Origin of the sequence: Streptoverticillium olivoreticuli subsp. olivoreticuli, from assembly GCF_003391135.1 — a bacterium.
In the GTDB taxonomy this organism is placed as follows: domain Bacteria; phylum Actinomycetota; class Actinomycetes; order Streptomycetales; family Streptomycetaceae; genus Streptomyces; species Streptomyces blastmyceticus.
The window spans coordinates 8,145,165-8,171,041 of record NZ_CP031455.1 but is presented as its reverse complement, the minus strand read 5'-3'; the positions used below and the strand labels follow the sequence as shown (position 1 = coordinate 8,171,041).

The 25,877-nt window shown below is 71.5% G+C and carries 25 protein-coding genes; 15 read left to right on the top strand and 10 right to left on the bottom strand.

Going from position 1 to position 25,877, the window contains the following annotated elements:
- Nucleotides 1–4: 4 nt before the first annotated feature.
- Entirely contained in the window at nucleotides 5–427 is a 423-nt protein-coding gene (locus DXZ73_RS35490) for a MarR family winged helix-turn-helix transcriptional regulator (protein WP_116215031.1), read from the bottom strand.
- A 77-nt stretch (nucleotides 428–504) separates the two neighbouring features.
- Here DXZ73_RS35490 and DXZ73_RS35485 point away from each other — a divergent pair, with 77 nt between their 5' ends.
- Entirely contained in the window at nucleotides 505–1,518 is a 1,014-nt protein-coding gene (locus tag DXZ73_RS35485) for a hypothetical protein (RefSeq protein WP_116215030.1), read from the top strand.
- 105 nt (nucleotides 1,519–1,623) lie between these two features.
- Nucleotides 1,624–2,943: an aldehyde dehydrogenase family protein gene (locus DXZ73_RS35480; protein ID WP_116215029.1), complete on the top strand. Its 1,320-nt coding sequence runs from the start codon at nucleotides 1,624–1,626 to the stop codon at nucleotides 2,941–2,943.
- Between the two features lie 84 nt (nucleotides 2,944–3,027).
- Here DXZ73_RS35480 and DXZ73_RS35475 read toward each other — a convergent pair whose 3' ends face one another.
- From DXZ73_RS35475 to DXZ73_RS35465, 3 genes are all read right to left on the bottom strand, one after another.
- Nucleotides 3,028–3,336: an SCO5918 family protein gene (locus tag DXZ73_RS35475; RefSeq protein WP_116215028.1), complete on the bottom strand. Its 309-nt coding sequence runs from the start codon at nucleotides 3,334–3,336 to the stop codon at nucleotides 3,028–3,030.
- A gap of 55 nt (nucleotides 3,337–3,391) precedes the next feature.
- Complete coding sequence (locus DXZ73_RS35470; RefSeq protein ID WP_116215027.1) at nucleotides 3,392–4,897, bottom strand: DEAD/DEAH box helicase; 1,506 nt, start codon at nucleotides 4,895–4,897, stop codon at nucleotides 3,392–3,394.
- A gap of 244 nt (nucleotides 4,898–5,141) precedes the next feature.
- Nucleotides 5,142–5,345, bottom strand: a complete 204-nt coding sequence (locus DXZ73_RS35465) for a cold-shock protein (RefSeq protein WP_035796868.1) — start codon at nucleotides 5,343–5,345, stop codon at nucleotides 5,142–5,144.
- 400 nt (nucleotides 5,346–5,745) lie between these two features.
- Between DXZ73_RS35465 and DXZ73_RS35460 the strand changes: the two genes are divergently transcribed.
- Nucleotides 5,746–6,729 carry a GlxA family transcriptional regulator gene (locus DXZ73_RS35460; protein ID WP_116215026.1) on the top strand — a complete coding sequence of 328 codons (984 nt, stop codon included), beginning with the start codon at nucleotides 5,746–5,748 and terminating at the stop codon, nucleotides 6,727–6,729.
- Between the two features lie 81 nt (nucleotides 6,730–6,810).
- Nucleotides 6,811–7,416: an isochorismatase family protein gene (locus tag DXZ73_RS35455; protein ID WP_116215025.1), complete on the top strand. Its 606-nt coding sequence runs from the start codon at nucleotides 6,811–6,813 to the stop codon at nucleotides 7,414–7,416.
- 68 nt (nucleotides 7,417–7,484) lie between these two features.
- Here DXZ73_RS35455 and DXZ73_RS35450 read toward each other — a convergent pair whose 3' ends face one another.
- Nucleotides 7,485–9,206: an acyl-CoA dehydrogenase family protein gene (locus tag DXZ73_RS35450; protein WP_116215024.1), complete on the bottom strand. Its 1,722-nt coding sequence runs from the start codon at nucleotides 9,204–9,206 to the stop codon at nucleotides 7,485–7,487.
- Nucleotides 9,207–9,259: 53 nt separating this feature from the next.
- Nucleotides 9,260–9,817 carry a PadR family transcriptional regulator gene (locus DXZ73_RS35445; RefSeq protein WP_116215023.1) on the bottom strand — a complete coding sequence of 186 codons (558 nt, stop codon included), beginning with the start codon at nucleotides 9,815–9,817 and terminating at the stop codon, nucleotides 9,260–9,262.
- A gap of 198 nt (nucleotides 9,818–10,015) precedes the next feature.
- On the opposite strand from DXZ73_RS35445, the gene DXZ73_RS35440 reads away from it, so the two are divergent.
- On the top strand, nucleotides 10,016–11,365 hold the full coding sequence (locus DXZ73_RS35440; protein ID WP_116215022.1) for an FAD-dependent oxidoreductase: 1,350 nt from the start codon (nucleotides 10,016–10,018) through the stop codon (nucleotides 11,363–11,365).
- A 21-nt stretch (nucleotides 11,366–11,386) separates the two neighbouring features.
- On the opposite strand, the gene DXZ73_RS35435 is transcribed toward DXZ73_RS35440, so the two are convergent.
- Entirely contained in the window at nucleotides 11,387–11,749 is a 363-nt protein-coding gene (locus DXZ73_RS35435; RefSeq protein ID WP_240351638.1) for an ArsR/SmtB family transcription factor, read from the bottom strand.
- A gap of 329 nt (nucleotides 11,750–12,078) precedes the next feature.
- On the opposite strand from DXZ73_RS35435, the gene DXZ73_RS35430 reads away from it, so the two are divergent.
- Complete coding sequence (locus DXZ73_RS35430) at nucleotides 12,079–13,260, top strand: L,D-transpeptidase family protein (RefSeq protein ID WP_240351637.1); 1,182 nt, start codon at nucleotides 12,079–12,081, stop codon at nucleotides 13,258–13,260.
- 85 nt (nucleotides 13,261–13,345) lie between these two features.
- Here the strand turns inward: DXZ73_RS35430 and DXZ73_RS35425 are convergent, their stop codons facing one another.
- On the bottom strand, nucleotides 13,346–14,443 hold the full coding sequence (locus DXZ73_RS35425; RefSeq protein WP_116215019.1) for an NADH:flavin oxidoreductase/NADH oxidase: 1,098 nt from the start codon (nucleotides 14,441–14,443) through the stop codon (nucleotides 13,346–13,348).
- A gap of 233 nt (nucleotides 14,444–14,676) precedes the next feature.
- On the opposite strand from DXZ73_RS35425, the gene DXZ73_RS35420 reads away from it, so the two are divergent.
- The 3 genes from DXZ73_RS35420 (at nucleotide 14,677) to DXZ73_RS35410 (ending at nucleotide 17,444) form a co-directional block, all read left to right on the top strand.
- Nucleotides 14,677–15,354, top strand: coding sequence for a uracil-DNA glycosylase (locus DXZ73_RS35420; RefSeq protein WP_116215018.1), 678 nt, complete (start codon nucleotides 14,677–14,679; stop codon nucleotides 15,352–15,354).
- Nucleotides 15,355–15,367: 13 nt separating this feature from the next.
- Complete coding sequence (locus DXZ73_RS35415; protein ID WP_116215017.1) at nucleotides 15,368–16,396, top strand: N-acetylglucosamine kinase; 1,029 nt, start codon at nucleotides 15,368–15,370, stop codon at nucleotides 16,394–16,396.
- Between the two features lie 106 nt (nucleotides 16,397–16,502).
- Nucleotides 16,503–17,444: a sirohydrochlorin chelatase gene (locus DXZ73_RS35410; protein ID WP_116215016.1), complete on the top strand. Its 942-nt coding sequence runs from the start codon at nucleotides 16,503–16,505 to the stop codon at nucleotides 17,442–17,444.
- A gap of 190 nt (nucleotides 17,445–17,634) precedes the next feature.
- Here the strand turns inward: DXZ73_RS35410 and DXZ73_RS35405 are convergent, their stop codons facing one another.
- A complete protein-coding gene (locus tag DXZ73_RS35405) occupies nucleotides 17,635–18,693 on the bottom strand; it encodes a lactonase family protein (RefSeq protein ID WP_116216091.1) in 1,059 nt (352 codons plus the stop codon).
- Between the two features lie 263 nt (nucleotides 18,694–18,956).
- On the opposite strand from DXZ73_RS35405, the gene DXZ73_RS35400 reads away from it, so the two are divergent.
- From DXZ73_RS35400 to DXZ73_RS35390, 3 genes are all read left to right on the top strand, one after another.
- A complete protein-coding gene (locus tag DXZ73_RS35400; RefSeq protein ID WP_116215015.1) occupies nucleotides 18,957–20,459 on the top strand; it encodes an FUSC family protein in 1,503 nt (500 codons plus the stop codon).
- A gap of 118 nt (nucleotides 20,460–20,577) precedes the next feature.
- Nucleotides 20,578–21,066 (top strand): Lrp/AsnC family transcriptional regulator, encoded by a 489-nt coding sequence (locus tag DXZ73_RS35395; protein WP_116215014.1) that lies wholly within the window; start codon nucleotides 20,578–20,580, stop codon nucleotides 21,064–21,066.
- A gap of 101 nt (nucleotides 21,067–21,167) precedes the next feature.
- Complete coding sequence (locus DXZ73_RS35390) at nucleotides 21,168–22,094, top strand: D-alanyl-D-alanine carboxypeptidase family protein (RefSeq protein WP_116215013.1); 927 nt, start codon at nucleotides 21,168–21,170, stop codon at nucleotides 22,092–22,094.
- A gap of 185 nt (nucleotides 22,095–22,279) precedes the next feature.
- Here the strand turns inward: DXZ73_RS35390 and DXZ73_RS35385 are convergent, their stop codons facing one another.
- Nucleotides 22,280–22,705: a YjbQ family protein gene (locus DXZ73_RS35385; RefSeq protein ID WP_116215012.1), complete on the bottom strand. Its 426-nt coding sequence runs from the start codon at nucleotides 22,703–22,705 to the stop codon at nucleotides 22,280–22,282.
- A 169-nt stretch (nucleotides 22,706–22,874) separates the two neighbouring features.
- On the opposite strand from DXZ73_RS35385, the gene DXZ73_RS35380 reads away from it, so the two are divergent.
- From DXZ73_RS35380 to DXZ73_RS35370, 3 genes are all read left to right on the top strand, one after another.
- Entirely contained in the window at nucleotides 22,875–23,627 is a 753-nt protein-coding gene (locus tag DXZ73_RS35380) for a (Fe-S)-binding protein (RefSeq protein WP_116215011.1), read from the top strand.
- A gap of 101 nt (nucleotides 23,628–23,728) precedes the next feature.
- Nucleotides 23,729–25,177, top strand: a complete 1,449-nt coding sequence (locus tag DXZ73_RS35375) for a lactate utilization protein B (RefSeq protein WP_116216090.1) — start codon at nucleotides 23,729–23,731, stop codon at nucleotides 25,175–25,177.
- Entirely contained in the window at nucleotides 25,174–25,875 is a 702-nt protein-coding gene (locus DXZ73_RS35370; protein ID WP_116215010.1) for a LutC/YkgG family protein, read from the top strand. Before DXZ73_RS35375 ends, DXZ73_RS35370 begins: the two co-directional genes overlap by 4 nt.
- The last annotated feature ends 2 nt before the right edge of the window (nucleotides 25,876–25,877 follow it).

The following is a 25,877-nucleotide window of genomic DNA, read 5'->3' as shown; positions in this document are numbered from 1 at the left end:
CTCGTCAGCTCGCGGCGTTGTACCGCTGCAGATATCCGGAGAAGCGCTCGAGATCCTCGTCGCCCCACTCCGTGAAGCGCTCCTCGAACGTCGCCCGGCGCTGCCGGTGCGCCTCCTCCAGGAGGTGCAGGCCGTTCTCGGACGGCCGCAGGATCTGGCCCCGGCGGTCGTCGGGGTCCGGCTCGCGGACGATCAGGCCGAGCCGCTCCAGCACGGCGGTCTGCCGGCTGACGGTGGACTTGTCGAGCAGGAAGTGCTCGGCCAGGTCCGTGCCGCGGCAGCCGCCGGTCTCCCTCATGTGGTCGAGCATCGTGTAGGTCACCAGGGAGAGCCCGGGGTGGATCTGGGCGGCCTTCTGGCGGGCCCGGCGGGCGAACGCGGTGAGCTCCCGCTGGATGGTGCCGATGGTCACATCGCGGTCGGGCATACATCCTCCTCGGTGTTAGTTGCATAATACATCTGACATTGGTTGTATTTGCCAACCGAACACAGAGGAGTCCGCCCATGACCGCAGCCACACCCGGGCCGCGCCACCACATCAAGCACGTCACCCTCCACCTCCTGACCCCGCTGCTGATGTGCCTCGGCATGGGCCTCGCCTACCTCGGCGCGTTCCACGCGCCCGAGCCGCACGGCATGAAGATCGCCGTCGTCGGCAGCCCGGCGAAGGCGGACACGCTCGCCCGGGCCCTGAAGGCCACGGCCGGTGACGCCCTGGACGTCACCACCGTCGCGGACCGCAAGGCCGCCGTCGCGCGCCTGGAGAACCGCGACCTGGCCGGTGCGTACGTCCCGGACGCCGCGCACCCCGAGGCGCTGGTGGCCAAGGCCAACTCCGAGACCACCGCCGTGGCGGCCACCACCGTCTTCCGCACCGTCGCGGACCGGCAGGGCGTACCGCTGACGGTCACCGACCTCACCCCGCCCGCCAAGGGCGACCCGACCGGGCAGGGGCTCTTCTTCCTGCTGGTCGCGCTGAGCATCGGCTCGTACGGCAGCGTGGCCGCCATCGGGGCGGCCGGCGCGGCCCTCAAGTTGTGGACCCGGGCGGCGATCGGCCTCGCGACCTCGGTCGTGGTGAGCGTCATCGGCATCGCGCTCGCCGGACCGGTCTTCCACATCGTCGACCACGACTACGCGACCGTCTGGGGCATGGCCTGGCTCTACTCCGCGGGCGTGATCACCATCGGCATCGGCCTGCACACGTTCCTCAAGCGCTGGACGACCCTGGCGCTGATGGTGCTGTTCGTGATGCTCAACTTCACCTCGTCGGGAGGCGTCTTCCGGCCCGAGCTCCAGAACGGGTTCTTCGGCTCGCTGCACGCCTTCTGGAACGGCGCGGGCTTCGTCGAAGGCGCCCGCAGCCTGCTCTACTTCGACGGCGGCGCCGGGTTCGACGGCCGCGTCCTGTCCCTGGCCCTCTGGCTGGCCGGCGGCGCGGCACTGCTCGCGGCGGCGGGCGCGGCCGAGAGGCGACGCGCACGGCGCATTCCCGCGGCCTCCCCGGCCATTGCTTGACATCCTGAAACATTGGTATTTACATCGAAGCATGTGCTTGAGGTCATCAAGCACATGCTGCCGAGCCCGCCCGGCGAGGCACCCCGCACCCATGATCGAGGCACCATGCGCCACCCCGCTCCCGAGCAGCCCGCCGACGTCGTCGCCCGGCTGCGCGCCACCTTCCGCACCGGCCGCACCAAGCCCGTCGACTGGCGCACCACTCAGCTGCGCCGCCTGCGCACGATGCTCACCGAGCACGGCGCGACCCTCGCCGCCGCCCTCCACGAGGACCTGGGCAAGAGCGCGTACGAGGCCTACCGCACCGAGATCGACTTCACGATCCGCGAGATCGACCACACCCTCGACCACCTCGACGCGTGGCTGCGGCCCGAACCGGCCCCGGTTCCGCCGCACCTCGGCGAGGCCACGGCCTGGACGCAGTACGACCCGCTGGGCGTCGTCCTGGTCATCGCCCCCTGGAACTACCCGGCGCAGCTGCTGCTCGCCCCCGTGGTGGGCGCGCTGGCCGCGGGCAACGCCGTGATCGCCAAGCCCAGCGAGCTGGCCCCGGCCACCTCCGCCGCCCTCGCGCGCCTCCTGCCCGAGTATCTCGACCCCGAGGCGGTGGCCGTCGTGGTCGGCGGCATTCCGGAGACCACGGCTCTGCTGAACGAGCGGTTCGACCACATCTTCTACACCGGCAACGGCACCGTCGGCCGCATCGTCATGACGGCGGCGGCCAAGCACCTCACCCCGGTCACCCTCGAACTGGGCGGCAAATCACCGGTGTTCGTCGACAGGGACACCGGCCTCGCGACCGTCGCGGCACGGCTCGCGGCCGGCAAGTTCCTCAACGCGGGGCAGACCTGCGTCGCGCCCGACTACGTCCTCACCGACCCGGAGACGGCCCGCGCGCTGGAGCCCGCCCTGGCGCAGGCCGTCGAGACGCTGTACGGATCCGACCCGGCGACGTCCGACACGTACGGGCGGATCATCAACGAGCGCCACTTCGACCGGCTGGCGGCCCTGCTCGGCTCCGGCCGCGTGGTGACCGGCGGTGACACCGACCGCGCCACGAAGTACATCGCCCCGACCGTCCTCGCCGCGGTCGATCCGGACGCGCCGGTCATGCGGGAGGAGATCTTCGGGCCCATCCTCCCCGTCGTCACGGTCGCCGGTCTGGACGAGGCCATCGACTTCATCAACGACCGCGACAAGCCGCTGGCGCTCTACGCCTTCACGGAGTCCGACACGACCCGGCGGCGCCTGGCGGCCGAAACCTCCTCCGGAGGGCTCGGGTTCGGCCTGCCGCTGGCCCATCTCACGGTCTCCGACCTGCCGTTCGGCGGTGTCGGCGAGAGCGGCATGGGCAATTACCACGGCCGCTACTCCATCGAGACGTTCAGCCACCGCAAGGCGGTGCTCGAGAAGCCACTGGGCTGAGCCGCGCGATCACCGGCCGTCGCGGCAGTGGCCGCACCCGAGGTGTCGGGTGCGGCCACTGCCGCGTTCACCGGCCGGCGCCGGTCACGGGCTCGGTGATGTGCCGAGCAGCGCCTGTGCCGCCTCGAGCGGGGTGGCGGCGACGGCGGGGGCGGGCGGCGTGAGGGAACGGCAGGTGAAACCGAGGCGGGTGAGCGCCCTGGTCACCTCGGCGGCGGTGAAGTCGCGCCGGTCCTGCCGGGTGATCACTTCCCCCACCTGCTTGACGGGGTAGGTGCGGCGCCCGATGATCACGGACGCGTCCGTGACGGGTTCGGGCTTGATGCCCTTCATCGAGAGCTCGACCTCACTCTTGACCAGGTCGAAGGGGAAGCGGGCGATAACGCAACGCATGGTGCCTCAACAGGGGTTGTGGGGGAAGCCGGAGACGGGGATGCCGGTCGGGGGCTCAGGCGGCACTGCGGGGCGAGGACCGGCGCTGCGCGCCGCCGCCCCGCTCCTGGGAGGACGAGCGGCGGGCCTGGGCGGGGCGGCTGCGCTTGCCCCGGGCCGAGGACGCGCCGCGCTTCGCGCGCTCCGCCACCGGCGCGGTGACGGTGACGGGAACGCCCGAGGGCGCCTGGGCGCCCGTGATGCGGCTCAGCTCGGCCTCACCGGAACGCACCTGGGTGGTCTGCGGGGTGATGCCGGCGTCGGCCATCAGACGGACCATGTCACGGCGCTGGTTGGGCAGGACCAGGGTGACGACGACCCCGGACTCGCCCGCGCGGGCCGTGCGGCCACCGCGGTGCAGGTAGTCCTTGTGGTCCGTGGGCGGATCGACGTTCACGACGAGGTCGAGGTTGTCCACGTGGATGCCGCGGGCCGCGACGTTGGTGGCCACCAGCGTCGTGACGTGCCCGGTCTTGAACTGGGCGAGCGTGCGGGTGCGCTGGGGCTGCGACTTGCCGCCGTGCAGCGCCGCGGCGCGCACGCCGCTGTGCAGCAGGTGCTTGGTGAGCTGGTCCACGGCGTGCTTGGTGTCCAGGAACATGATCACCCGGCCGTCGCGGGCGGCGATCTCGGTGGTGGTCGCGTACTTGTCGGCACCGTGGACGTGCAGCACGTGGTGCTCCATCGTGGTGACCGCGCCCGCCGAGGGGTCGACCGAGTGGACCACCGGGTCGTGCAGGTAGCGGCGGACCAGGAGGTCGACGTTGCGGTCCAGGGTGGCGGAGAAGAGCATCCGCTGGCCCTCGGGGCGCACCTGGTCGAGCAGTTCCGTCACCTGGGGCATGAAGCCCATGTCGGCCATCTGGTCGGCCTCGTCCAGGACGGTGATGCCCACGCGGTCCAGACGGCAGTCGCCGCGCTCGATGAGGTCCTTGAGCCGGCCCGGGGTCGCGACGACCACCTCGGCGCCGCCGCGCAGCGCACTGGCCTGGCGGCCGATCGACATGCCGCCGACCACGGTGGCCAGCCGCAGCTTCAGCGACCGGGCGTAGGGGGTGAGCGCGTCGGTGACCTGCTGGGCCAGCTCCCGGGTGGGGACGAGGACCAGGACGAGCGGCTGCCGCGGCTCGGCACGCTGCCCGGCGGTACGGGCGAGCAGCGCCAGGCCGAACGCGAGGGTCTTGCCGGAGCCGGTGCGACCGCGGCCCAGGACGTCCCGCCCGGCCAGCGAGTTCGGCAGGGTCGCGGCCTGGATCGGGAACGGCTCGGTCACGTCGAGACCGGCGAGCGTCGACAGCAACGCGGACGGCATGTCCAGTTCGTCGAACGCCGAGACGGCGGGCAGGGCCGGGGTGATGGTGACCGGCAGCGCGAACTCCCCTTGCAGCGCGGCGGGACGGCGCTTGGCGGTGCCGCCTCCGGACCGGCCCTGGGCCTGCGCGCGGAAGCCACGGCCGGAACCGGCGGATCCGCCCTTACGGGTGCGGGAGAAACGGTCGTTCGTACGAGCTGTGCGGTTCATTCAGAACCTTCCTCGATGCGGCACGTATCGAGGAATTTCCGGCGGCGGTGCGCCGCGCAGAGGATCTCAAGAACGAGCCGGGAAAAACGAAGCGAATCCCGGCCACGGAAAATCGGTCACGACCGGAACAGCGAAATGATGCCGCGGCTGAAATCCTTTGCGGCAACGGGGCGGACCCCGGAAAAGCAACGAGCTGGGGCCCGCACCCAAGGTGCGGGCCCCAGCTGTGTCAAACGCCTCGGCGTCAGGCGGGGGTGATGTTCTCCGCCTGCGGGCCCTTCTGGCCCTGCGTGACGTCGAAGTTCACCTTCTGGCCCTCCTGGAGCTCGCGGAAGCCCTGGGTGGCGATGTTCGAGTAGTGGGCGAAGACGTCGGGACCGCCGCCCTCCTGCTCGATGAAGCCGAAGCCCTTTTCAGCGTTGAACCACTTCACGGTGCCAGTAGCCATGTAACTCTCCTTCGGGGCAGTGCCCGAGGGGTGCACGGTGCGCCCCTCTCGTCGCGGTGATGATCGCCCCGGCCGGAAAGCACCGGAAACACGAAAGTGCACTTTTCGGCACAGCAAGGCCGAAAAGAGCACTTGAAGTTCTCAGGAAACCACAACTGCAACCGGAATCAACAGTAGCACGGTGGGCACAGATGGGCACGGAAAAAATATCTCCCGGCCCGCCGCCCCATAAATCCCCGGCCCGCGTCGCCGATTTTCCGCACTGCGACAAGCCATCCGAAAGCGGACCGTCGAACAGGTGTGGGACCGGCCCACCGGCCCCGAGCGCCGGGCGGTCCATGGCCGGATATGACAGAGACCCGTCATTGCGGTCATGCCACCGCGCGGCAACGATGGAGACATGTCCCTCACCCACCGCGTCGTCATCGCGGTCTTCCCCGATGTCGATCTCCTCGACGTCACCGGCCCGGCCGAGGTCTTCGCGCTGGCCAACCGGGAGACCGGTGGCCGGGCGGGCTACCGGGTCCGTCTGGCGGGCCCGGAGCGGGGCGAGGTGGTCACGTCGGCGGGTGTCCGGCTGATCGCCGACCTGTCCTTCGGCGAGGTCGGCGCGGCGGTGGACACCTTGCTGGTCCCCGGCGCGGTCGACCTCGGCCCGGACGGTCCGGTGGCCCGGATCGACCACGACGTCGTGGACTGGGTACGGGCCACCGCCCCGTACGCACGGCGGGTGGCGTCCGTGTGCGTGGGCGCGCACCTGCTGGCCGCGGCCGGGCTGCTCGACGGGCGTACGGCGACCACCCACTGGTCGACCGCGGCCCAGCTCGCGGCCGAGCACCCGCGGGTCACGGTGGACCCGGATCCGATCTTCGTCCGCTCGGGGCGGGTGTGGACCGGGGCCGGGATCAGCGCCTGCATGGACCTCGCGCTGGCCCTGGTGGCCGAGGACCACGGCGAGGACCTCGCGCTGGCGGTGGCCCGGCAGCTGGTGATGTACCTCAAACGCCAGGGCGGCCAGAGCCAGTTCAGCGTCCCGCTCAGCCGCCCCGCCGCCTCGCGGCGGGACATCGACGACCTGCGGCTGTACATCGCCGAGCACCCGGACGCCGACCTGTCCGCGGCCGCGCTGGCCGCGCGGATGAGCCTGAGCGAGCGGCATTTCGCCCGGGTCTTCCGCAAGGAGACCGGCACCACCCCGGCCGACTACGTCGAGGCGGCCCGGGTGGAGGCCGCCCGCCGCCTGCTGGAGGGCACCGACCAACCGCTGGAGCAGGTCGCGAAGGCCAGCGGTCTGCGCTCCGTGGAGACGCTGCACCGGGCCTTCCGCAAGCAGATCGGCACGACCCCGGCGTCCTATCGCCGCGGCTTCCGCACCACCGCCTGAACCGATCCCCCTCCCGGCAGGCGAGCGCCGCCGCGCGGCTTCGCCATGCCCGCATCCCTATATGGAAAAGGACCCCTTGTGATGACTGCTTCCACGACCCTGCGCGACGTGATCGGCCTCGACGGCCGGCTGCCCCGCCTGGCCGATGCGACCCTGATCATGATCGACTTCCAGAACACCTACCGCACCGGCGTGATGGAGCTGGACGGCGCCGAAGCCGCCCTCGCCGCCGGCGCCCGTCTGCTCGCCGCGGCCCGCGCCGCGGGCACTCCGGTGGTCCACATCGTCAACGACGGCGGCGAGGGCACTCCTTACGACATCCGCGCCCGGATCGGGGCCGTCTGCGACGAGGTCGCCCCCGTCGAGGGCGAGCGCGTCGTGGTCAAGCGCTTCCCCGACTCCTTCCACGACACGGGGCTGGAGGAGGCCCTGCGGGAGCTCGGTGCCGGGCCCGACCTGGTCCTGGCCGGCTTCATGACCCACATGTGCGTCACCTTCACCGCCCAGGGCGCCTTCAACCTCGGCTACCGCCCCACCGTCGTCGCCGAGGCCACCGCCACCCGCCCCCTCGTCGCCCCCGACGGCACTCTCCTGCCCGCCGCCGTGCTCCAGGCGGCGAGCCTGACGACCGTCACGGACCTGTTCGGCACCGTGGCTCCCACGGTGGACGACCTGATCCGGGGCTGACAGCCCGTGCCGTCAGGCCGTCAAGGGCCGCTGCCGCCGGGTGAGCACCGGCGGCAGCGGCCCTGTTGTCACTGCGCCATCTCGTACGCGCCGGACAGCGCCTCGACCCGCTCCCAGACGCGCGCCGAGCGGGCGTCGTCGACGACCGGGCGGCGGACCGCGCCCAGCGCCCAGCCCTGCTGCTCCGCGGTGGCGGAGTCCTTGCCGTACAGCTCCACGGCGTGCGCGGAGAAGTCCCGGACGAGGACGGCGAACAGCTCGTCGAGCACGTCCTCCTCGAGTCCCGTCAGGCGCGCCTGCTCCAGGATCAGCTGGCCGTGCACGACGAGCGCGAACAGCTGGCCGACGGCGAGGAGAAGGTCGAGGTCGCGGCTCTGCTGCTCGTCGGGGGCAGCGGTGGTGACGAACTCGCACAGCGCGTCCGCCTGTTCCCGGAACCGGCCGACGTTGGGCACGGCGGCGTACGCGTCGTAGGCGGTGCGCCAGTCGTGGAAGCGTACGGACCCGAGGCCGCGGGCCGGTCCCTGCCGGAAGAGGAACGCGTCGTCGGCCGCGTCGAGACGGGTCGGCACCGGCGCGTACTCGGCCGGGTCCAGCAGGTGGTTGCGCATGAACTTGAGGATCAGCGCGAGATTGACGTGGACCGTGCCCTCCAGCTTCGGCAGGCCCCGGATCTCGGTGGCGGCCTGGGCGAAGTAGGTGTCCTTCTCGAAGCCCTTGGCCGCGATGACGTCCCACATCAGGTCGATGACCTTCTCGCCCTCCGTGGTCACCTTCATCTTCGTCATGGGGTTGAAGAGGAGGTAGCGGCGGTCGTCGGGGCCGGCGGAGCGGAAGTAGTCGACGGCTCGGTCGCTGAACAGCTTCATCCCGACGAGACGGACGTACGCGTCGGTCAGCTCGCGGCGCACGTGCGGGAAGGCGGTGACGGGGCGGCCGTAGAGGATGCGGTTGTGCGCGTGCGTGACGGCCTCGTACATCGCGTGCTCGCAGATGCCGATCGAGGCCGTGCAGAGGTTGAACTTGCCGACGTTGACGGTGTTGAGGGCGGCGTCGAAGGCGGCGCGGCCGGTGTGCAGGACGTCGTCGGCGCCGACCGGGTAGTCGTCGAGCCGGAACTCGCTGACGTACTTGGAGGAGTCGACGACGTTCTTCACGAGGTGGTACGCCGGGTGGCGGCTGTCGGCGGCGAAGAAGACATAGCCATCGGGGCCCTCGACGTCGGTGCGGCGGCCGAAGACCGAGACGAGCCCGGCGGCGTTGCCGTTGCCTATGTAGTACTTGGAGCCGCTGGCCCGGAAGCCGCCGTCGCCGTCGGGCTCCAGCAGCATGTCGGTGGAGTAGATGTCGGCGCCGTGGCTCTTCTCGGACAGGCCGAAGGCGAACACCTCGCCCTGGGAGAGGAGTTCCGCCGCGCGGGCGCGGGCGGCGGCGTTGTCGCTCTGCCAGACCGGGCCGAGGCCGAGGATGGTGACCTGCCACGCGTACCAGTAGTCGAGCCCGTAGAAGCCGAAGATCTCGTTGAGCGCGGCGATCCGGGCGGTGTCCCAGCGCTTGTCCTGCTGCCCGTCGGCGGCGGAGGCAGGGGTGAGGAAGGTCGCGAAGAGCCCCTCCTTCTGCGAGAACGCGAGGAAGTCCGCCAGCCAGGTGCGGGAGCGGTAGTCCTCGATCAGCTTGCGCTTGCCGCGCTCCTCGAACCAGTCGACGGTGGCGCGCAGCAGCCTGCGCGTCTCGGGGTCGAAGTGCGCCGGGTCGTAGGTGCGCGGGTTGAACAGAAGCTGGTCGGCCATGGATGTTCGCCTTTCCGGCTTGACGGTCGAAGGTGGCGGTGGACGGTTGAGGATCAGCGCTCGGAACGGATCCGGTGCAGGGTGGCGAGCACGTCGTCGAGCCAGGCGAGCGTCATCCGTTCGTACGCGATGCCGCCGCGCAGCACGACATGCTGCAGCTCCCGCCCGGCGTCGGGCGTCGCGGGAGCCCCGGCCCCGGTGAAGTCGCGCAGCTCGCCCGCGAGGTAGTGCGCGAGACGGTCGGTGTGCGCGCGGTGGTGCCGCTCGACCTCGCGGATCAGCGCGGCCGGGTCGTCGAAGGCCGCGCCGCGGATCTTCACGGCGAGGTCGTGGCGGACGCTCTCGGGTTCGATCGGCTCGTGCAGCCATTGGGACAGGGCTGTCCGGCCGAGGGCGGCGACGGAGTACTCCTTCTTGTCCGGCCGGCCCTGCTGCGGCACCTCGCGGACGTCGAGCCGGCCGTCGGCCTCCATCCGCTTGAGGACGCGGTAGATCTGCTGATGGGTGGCGGTCCAGAAGTAGCCGATGGACCGCTCGAACCGCCGGGCCAGCTCATAGCCGGAGCCCGGCTTCTCCAGCAGGGAGACGAGGATCGCGTGCTCGAGCGCCATACCCCGGATCCTGCTATGCAACTCGTTTCATATACAAGTGGCGCCACTCGGGTGAGACACGGCTCACCCGGGACCGGGGCAGCACCTCCCTCCGACTCGCCACGGCCTCCGGTGCCTCTCCCGTATCCCCTCCCCCGGTGTCATCCTTGACGCATCTGCGGGACGTCTGCGGGGACAGCCCGCGGGAAGGGGCCCACCGTGCTTCGCGTCGCAGTCGTCGGGTCGGGACCGAGCGGGGTCTACACCGCCCAGGCACTGGTGCAGCAACAGGACGTCCCCGGAGTGACGGTGGACGTCCTGGACCGGCTGCCCTGTCCGTACGGGCTGGTGCGCTACGGGGTGGCGCCCGACCACGAGAAGATCAAGTCGCTCCAGAGCACGCTGCGCACCGCCCTGGAGCACCCGGCCATCGCCTTCCTGGGCAACGTCCCGGTCGGCGACGGACCGGGCGGCCTGACGCCGCGTCGGCTCCTGGAGCTCTATCACGCGGTGGTCTACTGCGTCGGTGCCGCGACCGACCGCAGGCTCGGCATTCCGGGTGAGGATCTGCCCGGCAGCTTCTCGGCCACGGAGTTCGTCTCCTGGTACAGCGCCCATCCGGATGCCGCGCCCGGCGGCTTCGTCCTCGGTGCGCGTTCCGCGGTCGTCATCGGGGTCGGCAATGTGGCGGTCGACGTGGCCCGGGTGCTGGCGCGCGGCGCCGATGAGCTGCGGCCCACCGACGTACCGGACGCCGCCCTGGCCGCGCTCGCCGACAGCCGCGTGCGGGACGTCCACATGGTGGGCCGGCGCGGGCCCTCCCAGGCGAAGTTCACCACCAAGGAACTGCGCGAGCTGGGGGCGCTGCCGGGCGCCGAGGCACTTGTACGGTCCGATGAGGCGGCGCTGGATCCCGCGTGGGCGGACCCGTCCGGTCTGCCGTCCGCCGGCCGGCGCAATGTCGACGTCCTGCGGGGCTGGGGAGAGGCGCCGCGGCTGGGGCGTGCGCGCCGGATCCACCTGCGGTTCTTCCTGCGCCCGGTCGCGCTGCTCGGGGACGGTGCGGTGCGCGCGGTGCGCTTCGAGCGGACCGTGCCGGACGGGCGTGGCGGCGTGGCGGGCACGGGCCGGTTCGAGGAGATCGAGGCGCAGTTGGTGCTGCGGTCGGTGGGTTACCGAGGGGTGCCGATCGCGGGGCTGCCCTTCGACGGCGAGCGCGGGACCGTGCCGCACGCGCAGGGCAGAGTGCTGCGCGACGGGGCCCCGTCGCGCGGTGAGTACGTCGCGGGGTGGATCAAGCGCGGGCCGACCGGGGTGATCGGCACCAATCGTTCGTGCGCCAAGGAGACGGTCGGCTCGCTGCTGGCCGACGCCGAGGCGCTGAGGGCGCGCCGCCCCGCCGAGGACGCGCGTTCCGCTCTGCGCGCGACGGTCCGGGAGTTGGTGGAGTGGCCGGGCTGGCTCGGGATCGAGGCGGCGGAGTCCGCGCTCGGCCGCCGGCTGGGCCGTGGTCCGGTGAAGATCCCGGACTGGGACGGGCTGCTGGCCGCGGCCCGCAGCCGCGGCTGAGCGTCCCGGCGTCCGCGCGGCTCAGTCGTTCGCGAGCCGGTCCGCCTGGTGGGCGGCCGACGTGAGGAGGGCGTCGAGCAGCCCGGGGAAGAGAGCTTCGAGGTCGTCGCGGCGCAGGGCGTTCATCTTCGCGGTGCCGCGGTAGATCTGGTGGATCACGCCGCTCTCCCGCAGCACGCGGAAGTGGTGCGTGGTGGTGGACTTGCTGACCGGCAGCTCGAACACCGAACAGGACAGCTCGTCCTCGGCGCGGGCGAGGCTGCGGAAGATCGTCAGCCGTACGGGGTCGGAGAGTGCGTGCAGCACGCTTTCGAGACGGATCTCGTCCCGTTCGGGGTGCTCGAGCGAACGGCCTGTGGACGGGGGCCGGGTCTGCGTCTGCACGGCTGCTCCTTCAGGTCGGCTAAGGCTTCGGAGGGCCCGCGAAGGCGTCACCGGGAGCCGGTGTACGAGATCCATCGTACTTCGACACCGCCCCTACTACGAGAGGCATCGTAGGAGCTTCGGCCCGCGACAGACCCCCCGCCGGGTGCGGTGGCCGCCCAAACCGGCCCACCCAATCGGTGGGCCGTACAAATGTTTCCTTTTTTCGCGCAACCGTACATGCGTGTCGATCATCTCTAGAAGTGTGGCGGGGGGGTGCTGTCGACCGGTTCGGACGACGCGGCCGTGACCCGCCGCTCGCTCTGCTGATACGAGAAAGGTCGACTCACGTGCACGTCGGATCGGGCCGTCGCTCCGTCCTGTTGGCAGCCGCTCTCATGGGTTCCCTGGCGCTCAGCGCCTGTTCCGGGGGGTCCGGCGGCTCCAGTGCCGATGCCGGGTCGGAGGCCCGGATCACCGTCACCCCGGCCGAGGGCAAGGAGGTGAAGCTCGGCTCTCCCATATCGGTGAAGGCCGACGGCGGACGGCTGACCGGCGTGGAGGTCAAGGACGACAAGGGCCACAAGGTCGAGGGGCAGCTGACCGCCGACGGCTCCTCCTGGACCTCGGAGGGCAAGGTCGGCCCGCAGACCACCTACACCGTGCGTTCCACGGCGAAGGGCGGCAAGGACGGCAAGGGCAAGGAGTCCTCCTCGACCGCCACCTTCACCACGCAGCAGGCGCCGAAGGTCAACAAGCTCACCAACACGCCGGGCAACGGGGAGACCGTCGGCACGGGCATGCCGGTCTCGATCCTCTTCGACAATCCGGTGGACAAGAGCAAGCGCGCCGAGATCGAGAAGTCCCTGAAGGTCACCACGCAGCCGAAGGTGGAGGGCGCCTGGGGCTGGGTGAAGGACTGGTCGGGCCAGGACAGGATCGACTGGCGCCCCAAGGACTACTGGCCCTCCGGGACCAAGGTCTCCGTCAACGGCGGCCTCTCCGGCATCGACTCCGGCGAGGGCGGCTGGTTCGCGAAGAACTACGAGTTCGGCTTCTCCATAGGCGCCGACCACAAGGCCGTCATCGACGTTCCCAGCCACACCCTCACGATGTACGAGAACGGCAAGCCCGTCGGGGACATCAAGGGCTCCGCGGGCTCGCCCGTGGACCCCACTCGCGGCGGCATCCACACCGTGCGCAGCAAGAACGCGGCCGAGACCATGGACTCGGCCACCATCGGCCACGGCAACGAGTGGATGCTGGACTCGAAGTGGGTCACCCACCTGACCGCGTCCGGCACCTTCCTGCACTCGGCGCCCTGGAACCAGTCGATCGGCGTGGAGAACAACAGCCACGGCTGCTTCGGCATGACCACCAGCGACGCCAAGCGCGTCTACGACTTCCTGCCCATAGGCTCGACCGTCGAGGTCAAGAACACCACCAGCACCAAGGTGACCGACGTCGGCAACGGCCTGGAGGTCTGGCAGGAGACGTGGGACCAGTGGCAGAAGCGCAGCGCGCTGAAGTAGCCGTCGCCTCGGGCCGTCCGTAGCGACAAGGGCCGGGGTCGTGGGAGGAATCGCTCCCACGGCCCCGGCCCTTCCCTTACGACCGTCAGGCAGCCCTGCCGTACTGGGCGGGCCGGCGCGGCGGGAGCCCCAGGGCGACGGCCGCCTGCAGCGGCCAGTAGGGGTTGCGGAGCAGCTCGCGGCCGAGGAGCACCGCGTCCGCACGGCCCGAGGCGACGACCTCCTCCGCCTGATGGGGGTCGGTGATCAGACCGACCGCGGCCACCGGCAGACCGGTCTCGTCACGCACCCTGGCGGCGAAGGGGACCTGGTAGCCGGGCGCGGTGGGAATGGTGGCGTCCGGCGCGTTGCCGCCGGTGGAGGTGTCGAGGAGGTCCACGCCGTGCGCGACGAGGTCCTTCGCGAAGCGCACGGTGTCGTCGGCGGTCCAGCCCTCGCGCGCGTCCTGCGGGTTCTCCGTCAGCCAGTCCGTGGCGGAGATCCGGAAGAACACCGGCAGTTCCTCGGGCCACACGGCGCGCACCGCGTCCACGATCTCCAGCGCGAGACGGGTGCGGTTCTCGAAGGAGCCGCCGTACTCGTCGGTGCGGTGGTTGCTGTGCGGGGACAGGAACTCGTTGATCAGATAGCCGTGGGCGCCGTGGATCTCGACGACCTTGAATCCGGCCGCGAGCGCCCGCTGCGCGGCGGCGGCGAAGTCCCGGACCACGCGCCCGATGTCGTCGGTGGTCATCTCGCGCGGCGTGGGGTGGCCCTCCGCGAACGGCAGCGGGGAGGGGGCGACGGTCGTCCAGCCGTGCGCCTCCGGGCCGACGGGGCCGCCGCCGCGCCACGGGCGATCGGTCGACGCCTTCCGCCCCGCGTGGGCGAGTTGGACACCCGGAACGGTGCCGTTCGCCTCCAGGAAGGAGGTGATGCGCCGGAACGCCTCCACCTGCCGGTCGTTCCACAGCCCCAGGTCGGCGGGCGAGATGCGCCCCTCTGGAGAGACGGCCGTGGCCTCGGCGAGGATCAGCCCCGCGCCGCCGACGGCACGGGCCGCGAGGTGGGCGAAGTGCCAGTCGGTCGGCACGCCCATGTCGGGGCCGTGGTCGGCCGCGCTGTACTGGCACATGGGCGCCATCCAGACCCGGTTGGGGATGGTCAGCGATCGCAGGGTGAAGGGCTCGAAGAGGGCACTCATCAAAGACTCCGTTTCCGCCGGTGCAGCCGACGCGCTGCGGCTGGTACGAGAAACACCGTACTACGAGATTCATCGAATTACGACACCCTTCGTACAAGGCCTTCCGATCGCCCCCGCCGACGGGTCTCGCGTGCGACGCCCACCCGTTCGGGGGACACCGGGCACGGCCGGAACCCGTCCACGAGCCGGACGCGTTCGTACGAGCACGCACTGAGCCAGTAGAGTGACGCCCCGTGGCTGCACGACCTTTGAACGAGATCGTCGAACCTGGCTGGGCCAAGGCACTGGAACCGGTGGCCGGGCGCATCGCCTCGATGGGCGACTTCCTGCGCGCCGAGATCGCCGCGGGCCGTACGTACCTGCCCTCCGGCGCGAATGTACTGCGCGCCTTCCAGCAACCCTTCGACGACGTAAGGGTGCTGATCGTCGGTCAGGACCCCTATCCGACACCCGGCCATGCCGTGGGCCTGAGCTTCTCGGTCGCACCCGAGGTGCGACCGCTGCCCGGCAGCCTGGAGAACATATACCGCGAGCTGCACACCGACCTGGGCCTGCCCCGCCCGTCCAACGGCGACCTCACGCCGTGGACCCGGCAGGGCGTCCTGCTGCTCAACAGGGCCCTGACCACCGCCCCGCGCAAGCCCGCGGCGCATCGGGGCAAGGGCTGGGAGGAGGTCACCGAGCAGGCGATCCGTGCGCTCGTCGCCCGCGGCGGCCCGCTGGTGGCGATCTTGTGGGGCCGTGACGCGCGCAATCTGCGGCCGCTGCTGGGCAGCGTGCCGTCCGTCGAGTCCGCGCACCCCTCCCCCATGTCGGCCGATCGCGGCTTCTTCGGTTCCCGGCCGTTCAGCCGGGCCAACGAGCTGCTGGTCCGCCAGGGGGCGGCCCCGGTGGACTGGCAGCTTCCGTGATCCGGCCGGGCCGGTGACGACGACGGCGGGCCATGTCCTGGGGATCGACTCGGGCGGTTCGGGGATCCGGATCGCCGTGGCTCCCGCGGACGGCACGGGCTCGCCGCTGACCTGGACCTCCCCGGCCCCGGCGGGGGTCGACGCCCGACGCCTCCTCGACCTCGTCCTGCCCGCCGCCAGGGACCTGCTCGCCCGCACCGGTGCGGAGCACTGCGAAGCCGCCTGCGTGGGCGCCGCCGGAATGGTCGCCCTGGGGGCGGACCTCCGCGCCGTACTGCCCGACGCGCTGCGCGGGGCCCTCGGGGTACGCCGCCTCGCGCTCGCCTCGGACGCGGTCACCGCGTACACGGGCGCGCTCGGGCAGCGTCCGGGGGCCGTGGTGGCCGCGGGCACCGGAATGGTCGCGCTCGGCACCGACCTGACCCCGCAAGGCGGTTGGCGCCGCGCGGACGGCTGGGGGCATCTGCTCGGCGACAGCGGCGGCGGCGCGTGGATCGGCCGCGCCGGGCTCGAAGCGGCGCTGCGCGCGTACGACGGGCGGGCCGGCGGGTCGAGCGCCTTGCTGGCCCGGGCGACCGCCGTCTTCGGTCCGGCAGCGGATCTGCCCGCCGCGCTGTACCCCCGACCGGACCGGCCCGCCGTGCTCGCCTCGTTCGCACCGGAGGTCGCCCGGTGCGCTCCGGCCGATCCCGTCGCCGCCCGGATCCTTCGCGAGGCGGCCCGGCACATCGCCGGGGCCGCCGCCGCGGTCTGCCCGAGCGACCGGCCGGAATCCGGCCGAATGGCCTGCCCGCCAGCAGGAACGGCGGAGCCGCGGGCGACGGATGTGACGTATGAAGTCGCACTCACGGGCGGACTGTTTCGCATGGGTGACCCGCTGCTCGCACCACTGCACGAAGAATTGCAATCGCAACTGCCCCATGCGCAACTCGTCGACGCCGCGGGCACGCCGCTCGACGGCGCATTGCGCGTGGCAGGAGCCTTGATGACGGACAGTCTGCGATTGCCCACGGACCCCGCGATGTTGCGTATCATTTGCTGAACGACTCTGCGTGGACCGTATGTCTGGACGAATAAATCCGGACAGACGGCTCTGAAACGCCCCCGCCCGAACGGTCCGGTGCGATGAACGGCTAACATGCGGCGCCATGAGCTCCCCCACAGGGCCCGCGCCTGGCCTGCCTGTACGAATGCCGCGTCCCCGCCAGCCCGGACGGCACCGGCGGCCGGAACCCGCGGCCGCGCCGACGGGCGCGCCGCCGCTCGTCCTCGCCGTACCGGGGACGCCCGACCTCGCCACCCGCCGGCTCGCCGAGGAGACCCTCAGCATCGCCCGCTCCGAGCTTCCCGGGCTCGACGCGCGCGTCGGCTATGTGGACGCCGACGGCGGCGATGTCGGCTATCCGTCGCTGGAGTCGGTCCTGGCCCACGCGTCCGCCCAGCGGGCCGCTCGCGCCGGCGAAGCCCAGGGCGGCCCCCAGGCGGACGGAGCCGATTCCTGGGACCGCTATCCCACGGCCGTGGCCGTGCCGCTGCTGGCGGGCCCGGACAGCGCGCTCCTGCGCCGGATACGCCAAGCGGTGATGAACAGCGGTTCCGTCACCGAGCTCACCGACACGCTGGGCCCCCATCCGCTGCTCGCCGAGGCCCTGCACGTGCGCCTCTCGGAGGCCGGGCTGGCCCGCGCCGACCGCGCACGACTGTTCACAGTTGCAACCGCGGCGGACGGCATCATCCTGGCGACCGTCGGCGGCGAGGAGGCCGTGCAGGCGGCGGGCATCACCGGCATGCTGCTGTCGGCACGTCTCGCCGTGCCCGTGCTGGCGGCGGCGCTGGACGAAGAGGGCGCCATCGCCCGGGCAGCGGAGCAGCTGCGCTCGTCCGGCTCCCGGAACCTGGCGCTCGCCCCGTGCATCATCGGCCCCGAGGTGGCCGAGGGGCTCGCGGCCGAGGCCGCGCGCGAGGTGTCCTGTGCCGCGGCCGAGCCGCTGGGCGCCTACCCGGCGATCGGCAAGCTGGCCCTGGCCAAGTACGCGGCCGTGCTGGGTCTGTCGACGCAGCCGTCGCTCCAGGGCGCACCGGTCCGCTGACGCTTCGTCCCGTACGGATCCGCACCCGTACGGATCCGCACCCGTACGGATCCTCAAACGCACGTGCCCGGCAGGGCGAACGCTGCCGTCACGTGCCGCACACCCGGCGATACAGCCGTAGAAGACCGCAGCCGGAGCCGACCGGCGCCCGGAGAGGGGCTTCCGCACCGCGGGAGCCCCTCCGGCCGTTTCAGGAGAAGATCACGCAGGACGCGGCGGGCACGGCGAGCGAGCCCGCGGGGCTCGGTATGCCCGTGTCGGGGTCGATCGTGAACCAGGTGACGTCGCCCGATCGCTCATTGGCGGCGTAGAGGTGGCGGCCCCCGGGGTGCAGGGTCAGGTCGCGCGGCCAGTGGCCCCCGCAGGGGGTGGAGGCGCGGATCCCGAGGATGTCGCCGGACGGGTCGAGGGCGAGGGTGGTGATGCTGTCGTGCCCGCGGTTGGCGACCCACAGGAACCGCCCGTCCGCGGAGACGACGGGCTCCGACGGGTAGGTGGCGGTGCCTGTGCCCGGCAGGAGGACACGCGTCTCGCCGGTCGGCTCCAGGGAGCCCTCCGTCGCGTCCCAGCGGCACACGGTGACGGTCGGCTCCAGCTCGTTGAGGACGTACGCCCGGTCGCCCCGCGGGTGGAAGACCAGGTGACGGGGACCGGTCCCGGGCCGGAGGCGCACCTCGTGGTGCGGGCGCGGCAGACCTGTCGCCGGGTCGAGGGCGTAGACCCACACGGAGTCCGTGCCGAGGTCCACGGCGAGCAGCAGGCGCCCGGAGGGGTCGGGCACGACGGCGTGCGCGTGCGGACCCTGCTGCCGGCCGGCCACCGGGCCCGAGCCCCGGTGCGGCAGGACGGCGGACGGCGCGCCGAGCACTCCGCCCCTGCGGACCGGCAGGGCGCTGACGCTGCCCGAACCGTAGTTGGCGGTGAACAGGTGCGTACCGGCGAAGACGAGGTGCGTGGGCGCCTCACCGCGCACGGGGACGGGCGCGCCGAGCGGCTCGGGCCGGGCGGGGTCGGCCAGGGAGAAGGCCGCGGCGGCGCCCTCGTCGGTCTCGCTCACCGCGTAGAGCACATCCGCTCCGGGGGAGAGCGTGAGGAAGGACGGGTTGGCCACGGCGTCGGTCGCGTGTACCGGTGTGAGCGCGCCCGTGCGGGCGTCGACCTCGGCAGCTGTCAGGCCCGGCCCGCCCGCCTCCGTGAACGAGCCGACGTATGCGAACCGTCCCCGTCGGCTGTGCTGCTCGCTGCTGATCACCGTGCCGCCCCTCCCCCACCGAACCACTCTGTGCGCCCGACGCTACACGGAGGCACCGACAAGCCCCAGGTCAGGCCTGGTCCGTTGGTCCTCCGTGGCGCAGGCCATGCTCACAGCGCTGTACCAATGGCACAGTCTTCACGTCTTCTCTTGAGCCAGCGGGCCCCCGGATGCTTTGATGATCCTGTCGATGGCGCTGCGGATCTCGCGGCGCCTTTTTGTTTTGTGCGCAGAGGGAGCCGGAAGAGTTGCTGAAGAGGATGTTCGTCGCTCCGGACCCGGGTCGGCTGCGGCTGCGCATCTCGGCCCGGGCCGTCCTGGGCATCGGGTCGGCCGTGGCCGTCTCCGAGCTGGCCACGCACTCGCTCACCGCGGCCGTCGCCGGCGGCCTCGCCGCGCTGCTCGCGCTCTTCACGGTCGCCGACACCGAGGTCGGCGGGCAGGCCGTCACCACCGCGCTGCTGCCCGTCGTGGGTTTCCCCGTCCTCGCCCTGGCGACGGTGCTGCACGGACACCCGCTGATGCGCGACGCCGCGTTCCTCGCCGTGGTGTGCGCCGGGGTGTACGCCCGCCGCTGGGGCCCGCGCGGTCACGCCCTGGGGACCTTCGGGTTCATGACCTTCTTCATGGCCCAGTTCCTGCACGCCGTCCCCTCCCAGCTCCCTCGGCTCTGCACGGCCGTGGCCCTGTCCGTGGCCGTCGCCGGTCTCGTCCGCTTCGGCCTGTGGTGCATCGAGCGCCGCACTCCTCCGCCCGCGGGGCCGGCTCCCCTGACAGCCCGCGGGCTCGCCCGCCCCACCACCCGGCAGGCGCTCCAGAACACCTTCGCCTGCGCGCTCGCCCTGGGCGTCGGACAGCTCGTCTCGGACGAGCGCTGGTACTGGGCGGTCGGCACCGCCTGGTGGATCTTCGTCAACACCACCTCGCGGGGCGAGACCCTGGTCCGCGGCTTCCGGCGCGTCGTCGGCACCCTGGCGGGCATCAGCATGGGGCTGCTCGTCGCCGTGCCCCTGGACGGCGCGCCCGCGCCCACCGCCGCGCTCGTCGCCGTCTGCGTCTTCGGGATCTTCTACACCGCCCCGCTTTCGTACAGCTGGATGATGTTCTTCGTCACCGTCATGGCCAGCCTGCTGTACGGACTGCTGGGCGTGCTCCACCCCGGTCTGCTGGCGCTGCGCTTCGAGCAGACCCTCGTGGGGGCCTTCGGGGCCGCGATCGCCGTCGTCGTGATCCTGCCCATCACCACGCACGCCTCCACCGACGCCTGGATCCGACGCGCTCTGCTGGCCGTACGCCACTGCACGGCGGAATCGGCGCGCCGACTGGCCGGCGACGCCTCGGCCGACCCCACGCCGCACGTCGCCGAGCTCGAACTCCTCCTCGCCAAGGTGCGCGCTTCCCTCGCACCGCTGCTGCACCCGCTCAGCCCGCTCCGGGCCCGTAAGCAGCGCGCCCGGCAGGTCATGCTGTTCCTCGACGACTGCGTCCACCAGGCACGCGGCCTCGCGGCGGTGGCCGCCGACCCGGACGCGTCGCACGACGCCCGGCTGACCGCCGCCTGCCAGCGGGTCGAGACCGCGCTGCACGCTCTGCTGCCGGCCCCGGAGGCACCCGCCCCCGCGGTCGAGTTCGGCGCCTCCGCGCCGCAGCACCACCCGGGCGCCGAGCGCGCCCTGGCGCATCTGCACGACCTGGAGAAGGCGCTCTCCGAGTTGGCCGCGCCGGTGCTGAGCAGCCCGCGTTCACCGCTGGCCGGGGCGTGATCCGCCGGCCCGGAATGTCCTGACCTCGATGACCGGCCCGGCACTTGACGTCGTGTGAGGCTGGGCCATTGGTACTGTTACCGGCCAGGAAGCACGACCACAGGGAGGTCGTCGGCCGATGGCCGTGGACACGCTGGACGCGAAGATCCTGCGGCTGCTGCTGGAGCAGCCGCGTACGAGCGTGCGGGAATACGCGCGCGTGCTGGGCATCGCGCGCGGCACGCTCCAGGCGCGGCTCGACCGGTTGGAGCGCGACGGTGTGATCACCGCCACCGGCCCGCGCCTGTCCCCCGCCGCGCTCGGCCACCCCGTGCTGGCCTTCGTCCATATCGAGGTCACCCAGGGGCATCTGGACACGGTCGCCACCGCGCTCGCGGACGTACCGGAGATCATCGAGGCGTTCTCGATAACCGGCGGGGGTGACCTGATGGCGCGGGTCGTCGCACGGGATGCCGGGCATCTGGAGGATGTCATCCAGCAACTGGTCCAGTTCCCGGGTGTGGTGCGCACGCGCACGGAGGTCGTGCTGCGCGAGCGGGTGCCGTATCGCGTGGTGCCGCTGGTGGACGCGGTGGGTCACGCGGCGGCGGCTCAGCGCGGCGCGTGAACGGGCCGTCCCCGACGAAAGCCCGGCCCCGTTTCTCACCGTGAAGAAGTAGGTGCGATTATCTGCTCGCTCTACTCAACACGCGAGAAACAGAGGCATGTATGGAGCGATGTGGGGAAAGACCGGCACGCCGGTGGGGCGCGGCTCTGATCGCGTCGGCCGCGGCGGTCGCCGTCGCGCTCCCGGCGACGACCGCGGAGGCCGCGAGCGGCCCGTCGGTGGCCGGCGCCAAGGGTGCGTTCCTGCTCGACAGCGGCAGCAACCGCCAGCTGTGGAGCAAGGATGCCGACACCAAGCGGCAGATGGCCAGCACCACCAAGGTGATGACCGCGACGGTCGTTCTGGACACACGCGGGGTCGACCTCAACAAGAAGGTCACCATCAAGCAGTCCTACCGCGACTACGTGGCGCGGAACGGCGCGAGCACCGCCGATCTGCGCACGGGCGACAAGATGACCGTGCGGCAGCTGCTGTACGGCCTGCTGCTGCCCTCGGGGTGCGACGCGGCGTACGCCCTTGCCGACACGTTCGGCAGCGGCAGCACCGAGGCGGAGCGCACGCGCTCGTTCATCGCCAAGATGAACAAGAAGGCGTCCGACCTCGGCATGAAGAACACGAAGTACGACTCCTTCGACGGCATATCGCCGTCCGGGGCCAACTACACGACGCCCCGCGACTCGGCGCAGCTCGCCCGGCACGCGATCGACAACAGCACGTTCAGCACGGTCGTGAAGACGACCGGCACCCAGCAGACGGCCGCGAACGTCAAGCGGACCTACTACTGGGACAACACGAACAAGCTGCTCGGCTCGTACAAGGGCGCGATCGGCATCAAGACCGGCACCGGAACCGCGGCCGGTCCGTGCCTGGTGTTCGCCGCCAAGCGTGACGGACGGACCGTGGTGGGCGTCATCCTCAACGACGCCGCCGACCGCTACCCGGACGCGGTGAAGATGCTGGACTGGGCCTACCGGACCAAGACCAGCGTCAAGCTGCGCCAGCTCCCGGAGTCGGCCCAGCAGGACTGAGTGCCCCGGTGAGCGACTGCGGATGAGCCTTCCGGCCATGCGCCAAGGCCCTACCAGGATCGCCTGGTAGGGCCATTGTTGTGAGGGCACGGGGGCTGCGCGGGGCGTCGGATCCGGCGAGCGCGGCGAGCCCTGCCGACCGCGATCGACCGCCGCCGAGCGCGATCAGTTGCTGTCAGCCGCTGTCAGCCGAGGAAGGACAGGCGGACCTTCCGGTCCGGGTTGTCCACGTTCGTATCCACCAGGACGACCGACTGCCAGGTCCCCAGTTCCAGTTCACCGTCGACCACGGGCAGCGTGGCGTGCGGCGGGACCAGTGCGGGCAGGACGTGGTCCCGGCCGTGCCCGGGGGTGCCGTGACGGTGCCGCCAGCGGTCATCGGCGGGAAGAAGGTCACCGAGGGCCGCCAGCAGATCGTGGTCGCTGCCCGAGCCGGTCTCGATGACGGCCAGACCCGCGGTCGCGTGCGGTGTAAAGACATTCAGCAGTCCATCGCGCCCCGGAGCGACCTCGCGCAGGAAGGCGGCGCACTCCTCCGTGAGGTCGTACACGGTCTGCGTGGAACCGGTCGTGATGCCGATCGTGCGGGAAGTGAAGGTGGTATCAGCCATGCCCCACATTCAAGCGGAATGTCGGCAAACCCCGCCGCCGACCCATCCACGGCGCCTGTGGTGACCGCGGATCCGGACGGTCGCCCGATGCAAGCCGGTCCTTCACAGCGGTCGCCCGCTGCGGCAGTATGAGGCGCCGGATGATCAGGCCGACGGCCGGGAGGGGAACATGCGCGTAGGGCTGTTCGTCACCTGTGTCAATGACACGCTCTACCCGCGTACGGGCCAGGCGGTCGTCACCCTGCTGGAACGGCTCGGTGTGCGGGTCGACTTCCCCATGGAACAGAGCTGCTGCGGTCAGCCGCTCTTCAACACGGGATACCGCCACGAGACCGAGCCGCTGATGCTCCGTTACGGCGCCGCCTTCCGCGACCATGACTACGTGGTCACCCCGTCGGGTTCCTGCGCCGCCATGGTCCGTGACAACTACCCCCGGCTCGCCGCGAAGGCCGCCGCCGAGGGGCGGGGCGACGAACTGTCCGAGGTGGCGGCCGCCGCGGTGGCCAAAACCTATGAGCTGACGGAATTCCTCGTGGATGTCCTCGGTGTGACGGACGTCGGCGCGTACTTCCCGCATACCGTCACCTACCACCCCACGTGCCATGGACTTCGGGTCCTGGGCCTCGGCGACCGCCCCCGACGCCTGCTGGAGCAGGTGAAGGGGCTCGAACTACGGGAGTTGGCGGGAGCGGAGGAATGCTGTGGTTTCGGCGGCACCTTCGCGGTGAAGAACCCCGCCGTGTCCGCCGCGATGGGCAGCGACAAGGCACGCGCCGCCACAGCGACCGGCGCGCAGGCTGTGTGCGCGGTCGACAACTCCTGTCTGATGCACATCGGTGGCATCCTCTCCCGTGAAGGTTCGGCCGTGCGTCCCGTCCATATCGCGGAGGTACTCGCCGGCGAGGAGGGCGACCTCCGGTGAGCAGCGGTCGCAAGGGTCGTCACGTGGGCAGTGCGACGGGGCCGTCGGACCAGGCCGACGGCGGTTCCCTGGGCCGGCCTCACAGCGCCACCTATCTGGGCATGCCGGCCTTCCCTCAGGCCGCGGCCGTCTCGACCCGTGACAGCCGGCTGCGCTCCAACCTCCGCCACGCGACACACACCATCCGTGCGAAACGTGCCCAGGCGGTCGCTGAATTGGCCGACTGGGACCGGCTGCGCAGCGCAGGAGCCGCGATCAAGGACCGGACCTTGCGCCATCTCGACCACTACCTCGTGCAGTTGGAGGAGTCCGTGACCCGCGCGGGCGGCAGGGTGCACTGGGCGGCCGACGCCGCGGAGGCGAATCGCATCGTCACGGAGCTGGTGCGGGCCACCGGTGAGACCGAAGTCGTGAAGGTCAAGTCGATGACCACCCAGGAGATCGGTCTCAACGAGGCTCTGGAGCGGGCCGGGATCCACGCCTACGAGACCGACCTCGCCGAACTGATCGTCCAGCTCGGTGACGACCTCCCCTCGCACATCCTGGTCCCCGCGATCCACCGCAACCGCGGTGAGATCCGCGATATCTTCCGCGACCGCATGGCGAACTGGGGGCGCCCGGCACCCGAGGGACTGAGCGACCGGTCGGCCGATCTCGCCGAGGCGGCACGGCTGCATCTGCGGGAGAAGTTCCTGCGCGCCAAGGTCGGTGTCTCCGGGGCGAACTTCATGGTCGCCGAGACCGGCACCTTGGTGATCGTCGAGTCCGAGGGCAACGGCCGGATGTGTCTGACCCTCCCGGAGACGCTGATCTCGGTCGTCGGTATCGAGAAGGTCGTGCCGACGTGGCGGGATCTGGAGGTCTTCCTCCAGACCCTGCCCCGCTCCTCGACGGCGGAGCGGATGAACCCGTACACGTCGATGTGGACAGGCACCACCGACGGCGACGGCCCGCGCTTCTTCCATCTTGTGCTGCTCGACAACGGCCGCACGGACACCCTCGCGGACCAGGTCGGCCGCCAGGCACTGCGCTGCATCCGCTGCTCGGCCTGCCTGAACGTCTGTCCCGTGTACGAGCGGGCCGGGGGCCATGCGTACGGCTCGCCGTACCCAGGCCCGATCGGCGCGATCCTCACCCCCCAGCTGCGCGGTCTCGCCTCCCCACTGGAGGAGTCCCTTCCGTATGCCTCGTCGCTGTGCGGCGCCTGTTTCGAGGTGTGCCCGGTCGCCATCGACATCCCGGAGGTCCTGGTCCATCTGCGTGAGCGGGTCGTGGAAGGAGGCGTGGTGACCCTGCGCGGAACACGGACCGTCATCAAGCCGGCCAGGAGACACCGGGCCGAGCGCGCCATGATGCGGGCCGCCCGCTGGACGTTCGACCACCCGGGTGCGCTGCGCCACGGCCAGCGGCTCCTGTCCCGTACCCGCGGGCTCCTCCCCGGACGGCTTCCCGGCCCGGGCCGGGCCTGGACGGACACCCGGGAGCTGCCCGACGTACCGGCTGAATCCTTCCGGGACTGGTGGGCCCGTACGCGAGGGGACGCGACATGAACACCGCCGCGAGCAGGGAACGGATCCTGGGACGCGTGCGGCGCGCGCTGGCGGACGTGCCGCACGACGAGCTCCCGGAAGGTCACCCCGTGGCACGCGACTATCTGTCCACGCACGGGCAGCACACCCCCATCGAGTCCGTCGATCTGCTCGCCCGGAACCTGACGGACTACCGCGCCCTCGTGCACCGCTCGGACGAGGCCGGTCTGCCCGTGCTCCTTTCGCGTCTGCTGGCCGCCCGGGGCGCACGGCGCGTGGTCGTGCCGACCGGGCTGCCGGACCGTTGGCTCGCCGAGGCACCGGTGGACATCGTGACCGACTCCGCATCCGCCGCGCTGTCGCCGGGCGAACTGGACGCGATCGACAGCGTCGTCACAGGCTGTGCGCTGGCCATCGCCGAGACCGGCACAGTCGTCCTCGACGCGGGCCCGGACCAGGGGCGCCGCAGCATCTCGCTCGTACCCGACCACCACCTGTGCGTGGTGCGGATCGCGGACCAGGTCGTGGACTCCGTGCCCCAGGCCCTCCTCCGCCTGGCGCCGGACCGTCCGCTGACCTGGATCTCGGGCCCTTCCGCGACCAGCGACATCGAGCTGGACCGGGTCGAAGGAGTTCACGGTCCACGCACGTTGGAAGTGATCCTCGTGGCGGGAGATCCTCGGCCCACCTCCGCGTACCCCTTCGACGTTCGGAGTTGACG

Excerpts from the sequence above, each read along its gene's own strand:
- DXZ73_RS35480 (WP_116215029.1), top strand. The coding sequence starts at position 1,624 with ATGCGCCACCCCGCTCCCGAGCAGCCCGCCGACGTCGTCGCCCGGCTG.
- DXZ73_RS35400 (WP_116215015.1), top strand. The coding sequence starts at position 18,957 with ATGTTCGTCGCTCCGGACCCGGGTCGGCTGCGGCTGCGCATCTCGGCC.
- DXZ73_RS35485 (WP_116215030.1), top strand. The coding sequence starts at position 505 with ATGACCGCAGCCACACCCGGGCCGCGCCACCACATCAAGCACGTCACC.
- DXZ73_RS35410 (WP_116215016.1), top strand. The coding sequence starts at position 16,503 with ATGAGCTCCCCCACAGGGCCCGCGCCTGGCCTGCCTGTACGAATGCCG.
- DXZ73_RS35425 (WP_116215019.1), bottom strand. The coding sequence starts at position 14,443 with ATGAGTGCCCTCTTCGAGCCCTTCACCCTGCGATCGCTGACCATCCCC.
- DXZ73_RS35475 (WP_116215028.1), bottom strand. The coding sequence starts at position 3,336 with ATGCGTTGCGTTATCGCCCGCTTCCCCTTCGACCTGGTCAAGAGTGAG.
- DXZ73_RS35465 (WP_035796868.1), bottom strand. The coding sequence starts at position 5,345 with ATGGCTACTGGCACCGTGAAGTGGTTCAACGCTGAAAAGGGCTTCGGC.
- DXZ73_RS35370 (WP_116215010.1), top strand. The coding sequence starts at position 25,174 with ATGAACACCGCCGCGAGCAGGGAACGGATCCTGGGACGCGTGCGGCGC.
- DXZ73_RS35490 (WP_116215031.1), bottom strand. The coding sequence starts at position 427 with ATGCCCGACCGCGATGTGACCATCGGCACCATCCAGCGGGAGCTCACC.
- DXZ73_RS35390 (WP_116215013.1), top strand. The coding sequence starts at position 21,168 with ATGGAGCGATGTGGGGAAAGACCGGCACGCCGGTGGGGCGCGGCTCTG.
- DXZ73_RS35385 (WP_116215012.1), bottom strand. The coding sequence starts at position 22,705 with ATGGCTGATACCACCTTCACTTCCCGCACGATCGGCATCACGACCGGT.
- DXZ73_RS35445 (WP_116215023.1), bottom strand. The coding sequence starts at position 9,817 with ATGGCGCTCGAGCACGCGATCCTCGTCTCCCTGCTGGAGAAGCCGGGC.
- DXZ73_RS35460 (WP_116215026.1), top strand. The coding sequence starts at position 5,746 with ATGTCCCTCACCCACCGCGTCGTCATCGCGGTCTTCCCCGATGTCGAT.
- DXZ73_RS35375 (WP_116216090.1), top strand. The coding sequence starts at position 23,729 with ATGCCGGCCTTCCCTCAGGCCGCGGCCGTCTCGACCCGTGACAGCCGG.
- DXZ73_RS35455 (WP_116215025.1), top strand. The coding sequence starts at position 6,811 with ATGACTGCTTCCACGACCCTGCGCGACGTGATCGGCCTCGACGGCCGG.
- DXZ73_RS35395 (WP_116215014.1), top strand. The coding sequence starts at position 20,578 with ATGGCCGTGGACACGCTGGACGCGAAGATCCTGCGGCTGCTGCTGGAG.
- DXZ73_RS35470 (WP_116215027.1), bottom strand. The coding sequence starts at position 4,897 with ATGAACCGCACAGCTCGTACGAACGACCGTTTCTCCCGCACCCGTAAG.
- DXZ73_RS35380 (WP_116215011.1), top strand. The coding sequence starts at position 22,875 with ATGCGCGTAGGGCTGTTCGTCACCTGTGTCAATGACACGCTCTACCCG.
- DXZ73_RS35450 (WP_116215024.1), bottom strand. The coding sequence starts at position 9,206 with ATGGCCGACCAGCTTCTGTTCAACCCGCGCACCTACGACCCGGCGCAC.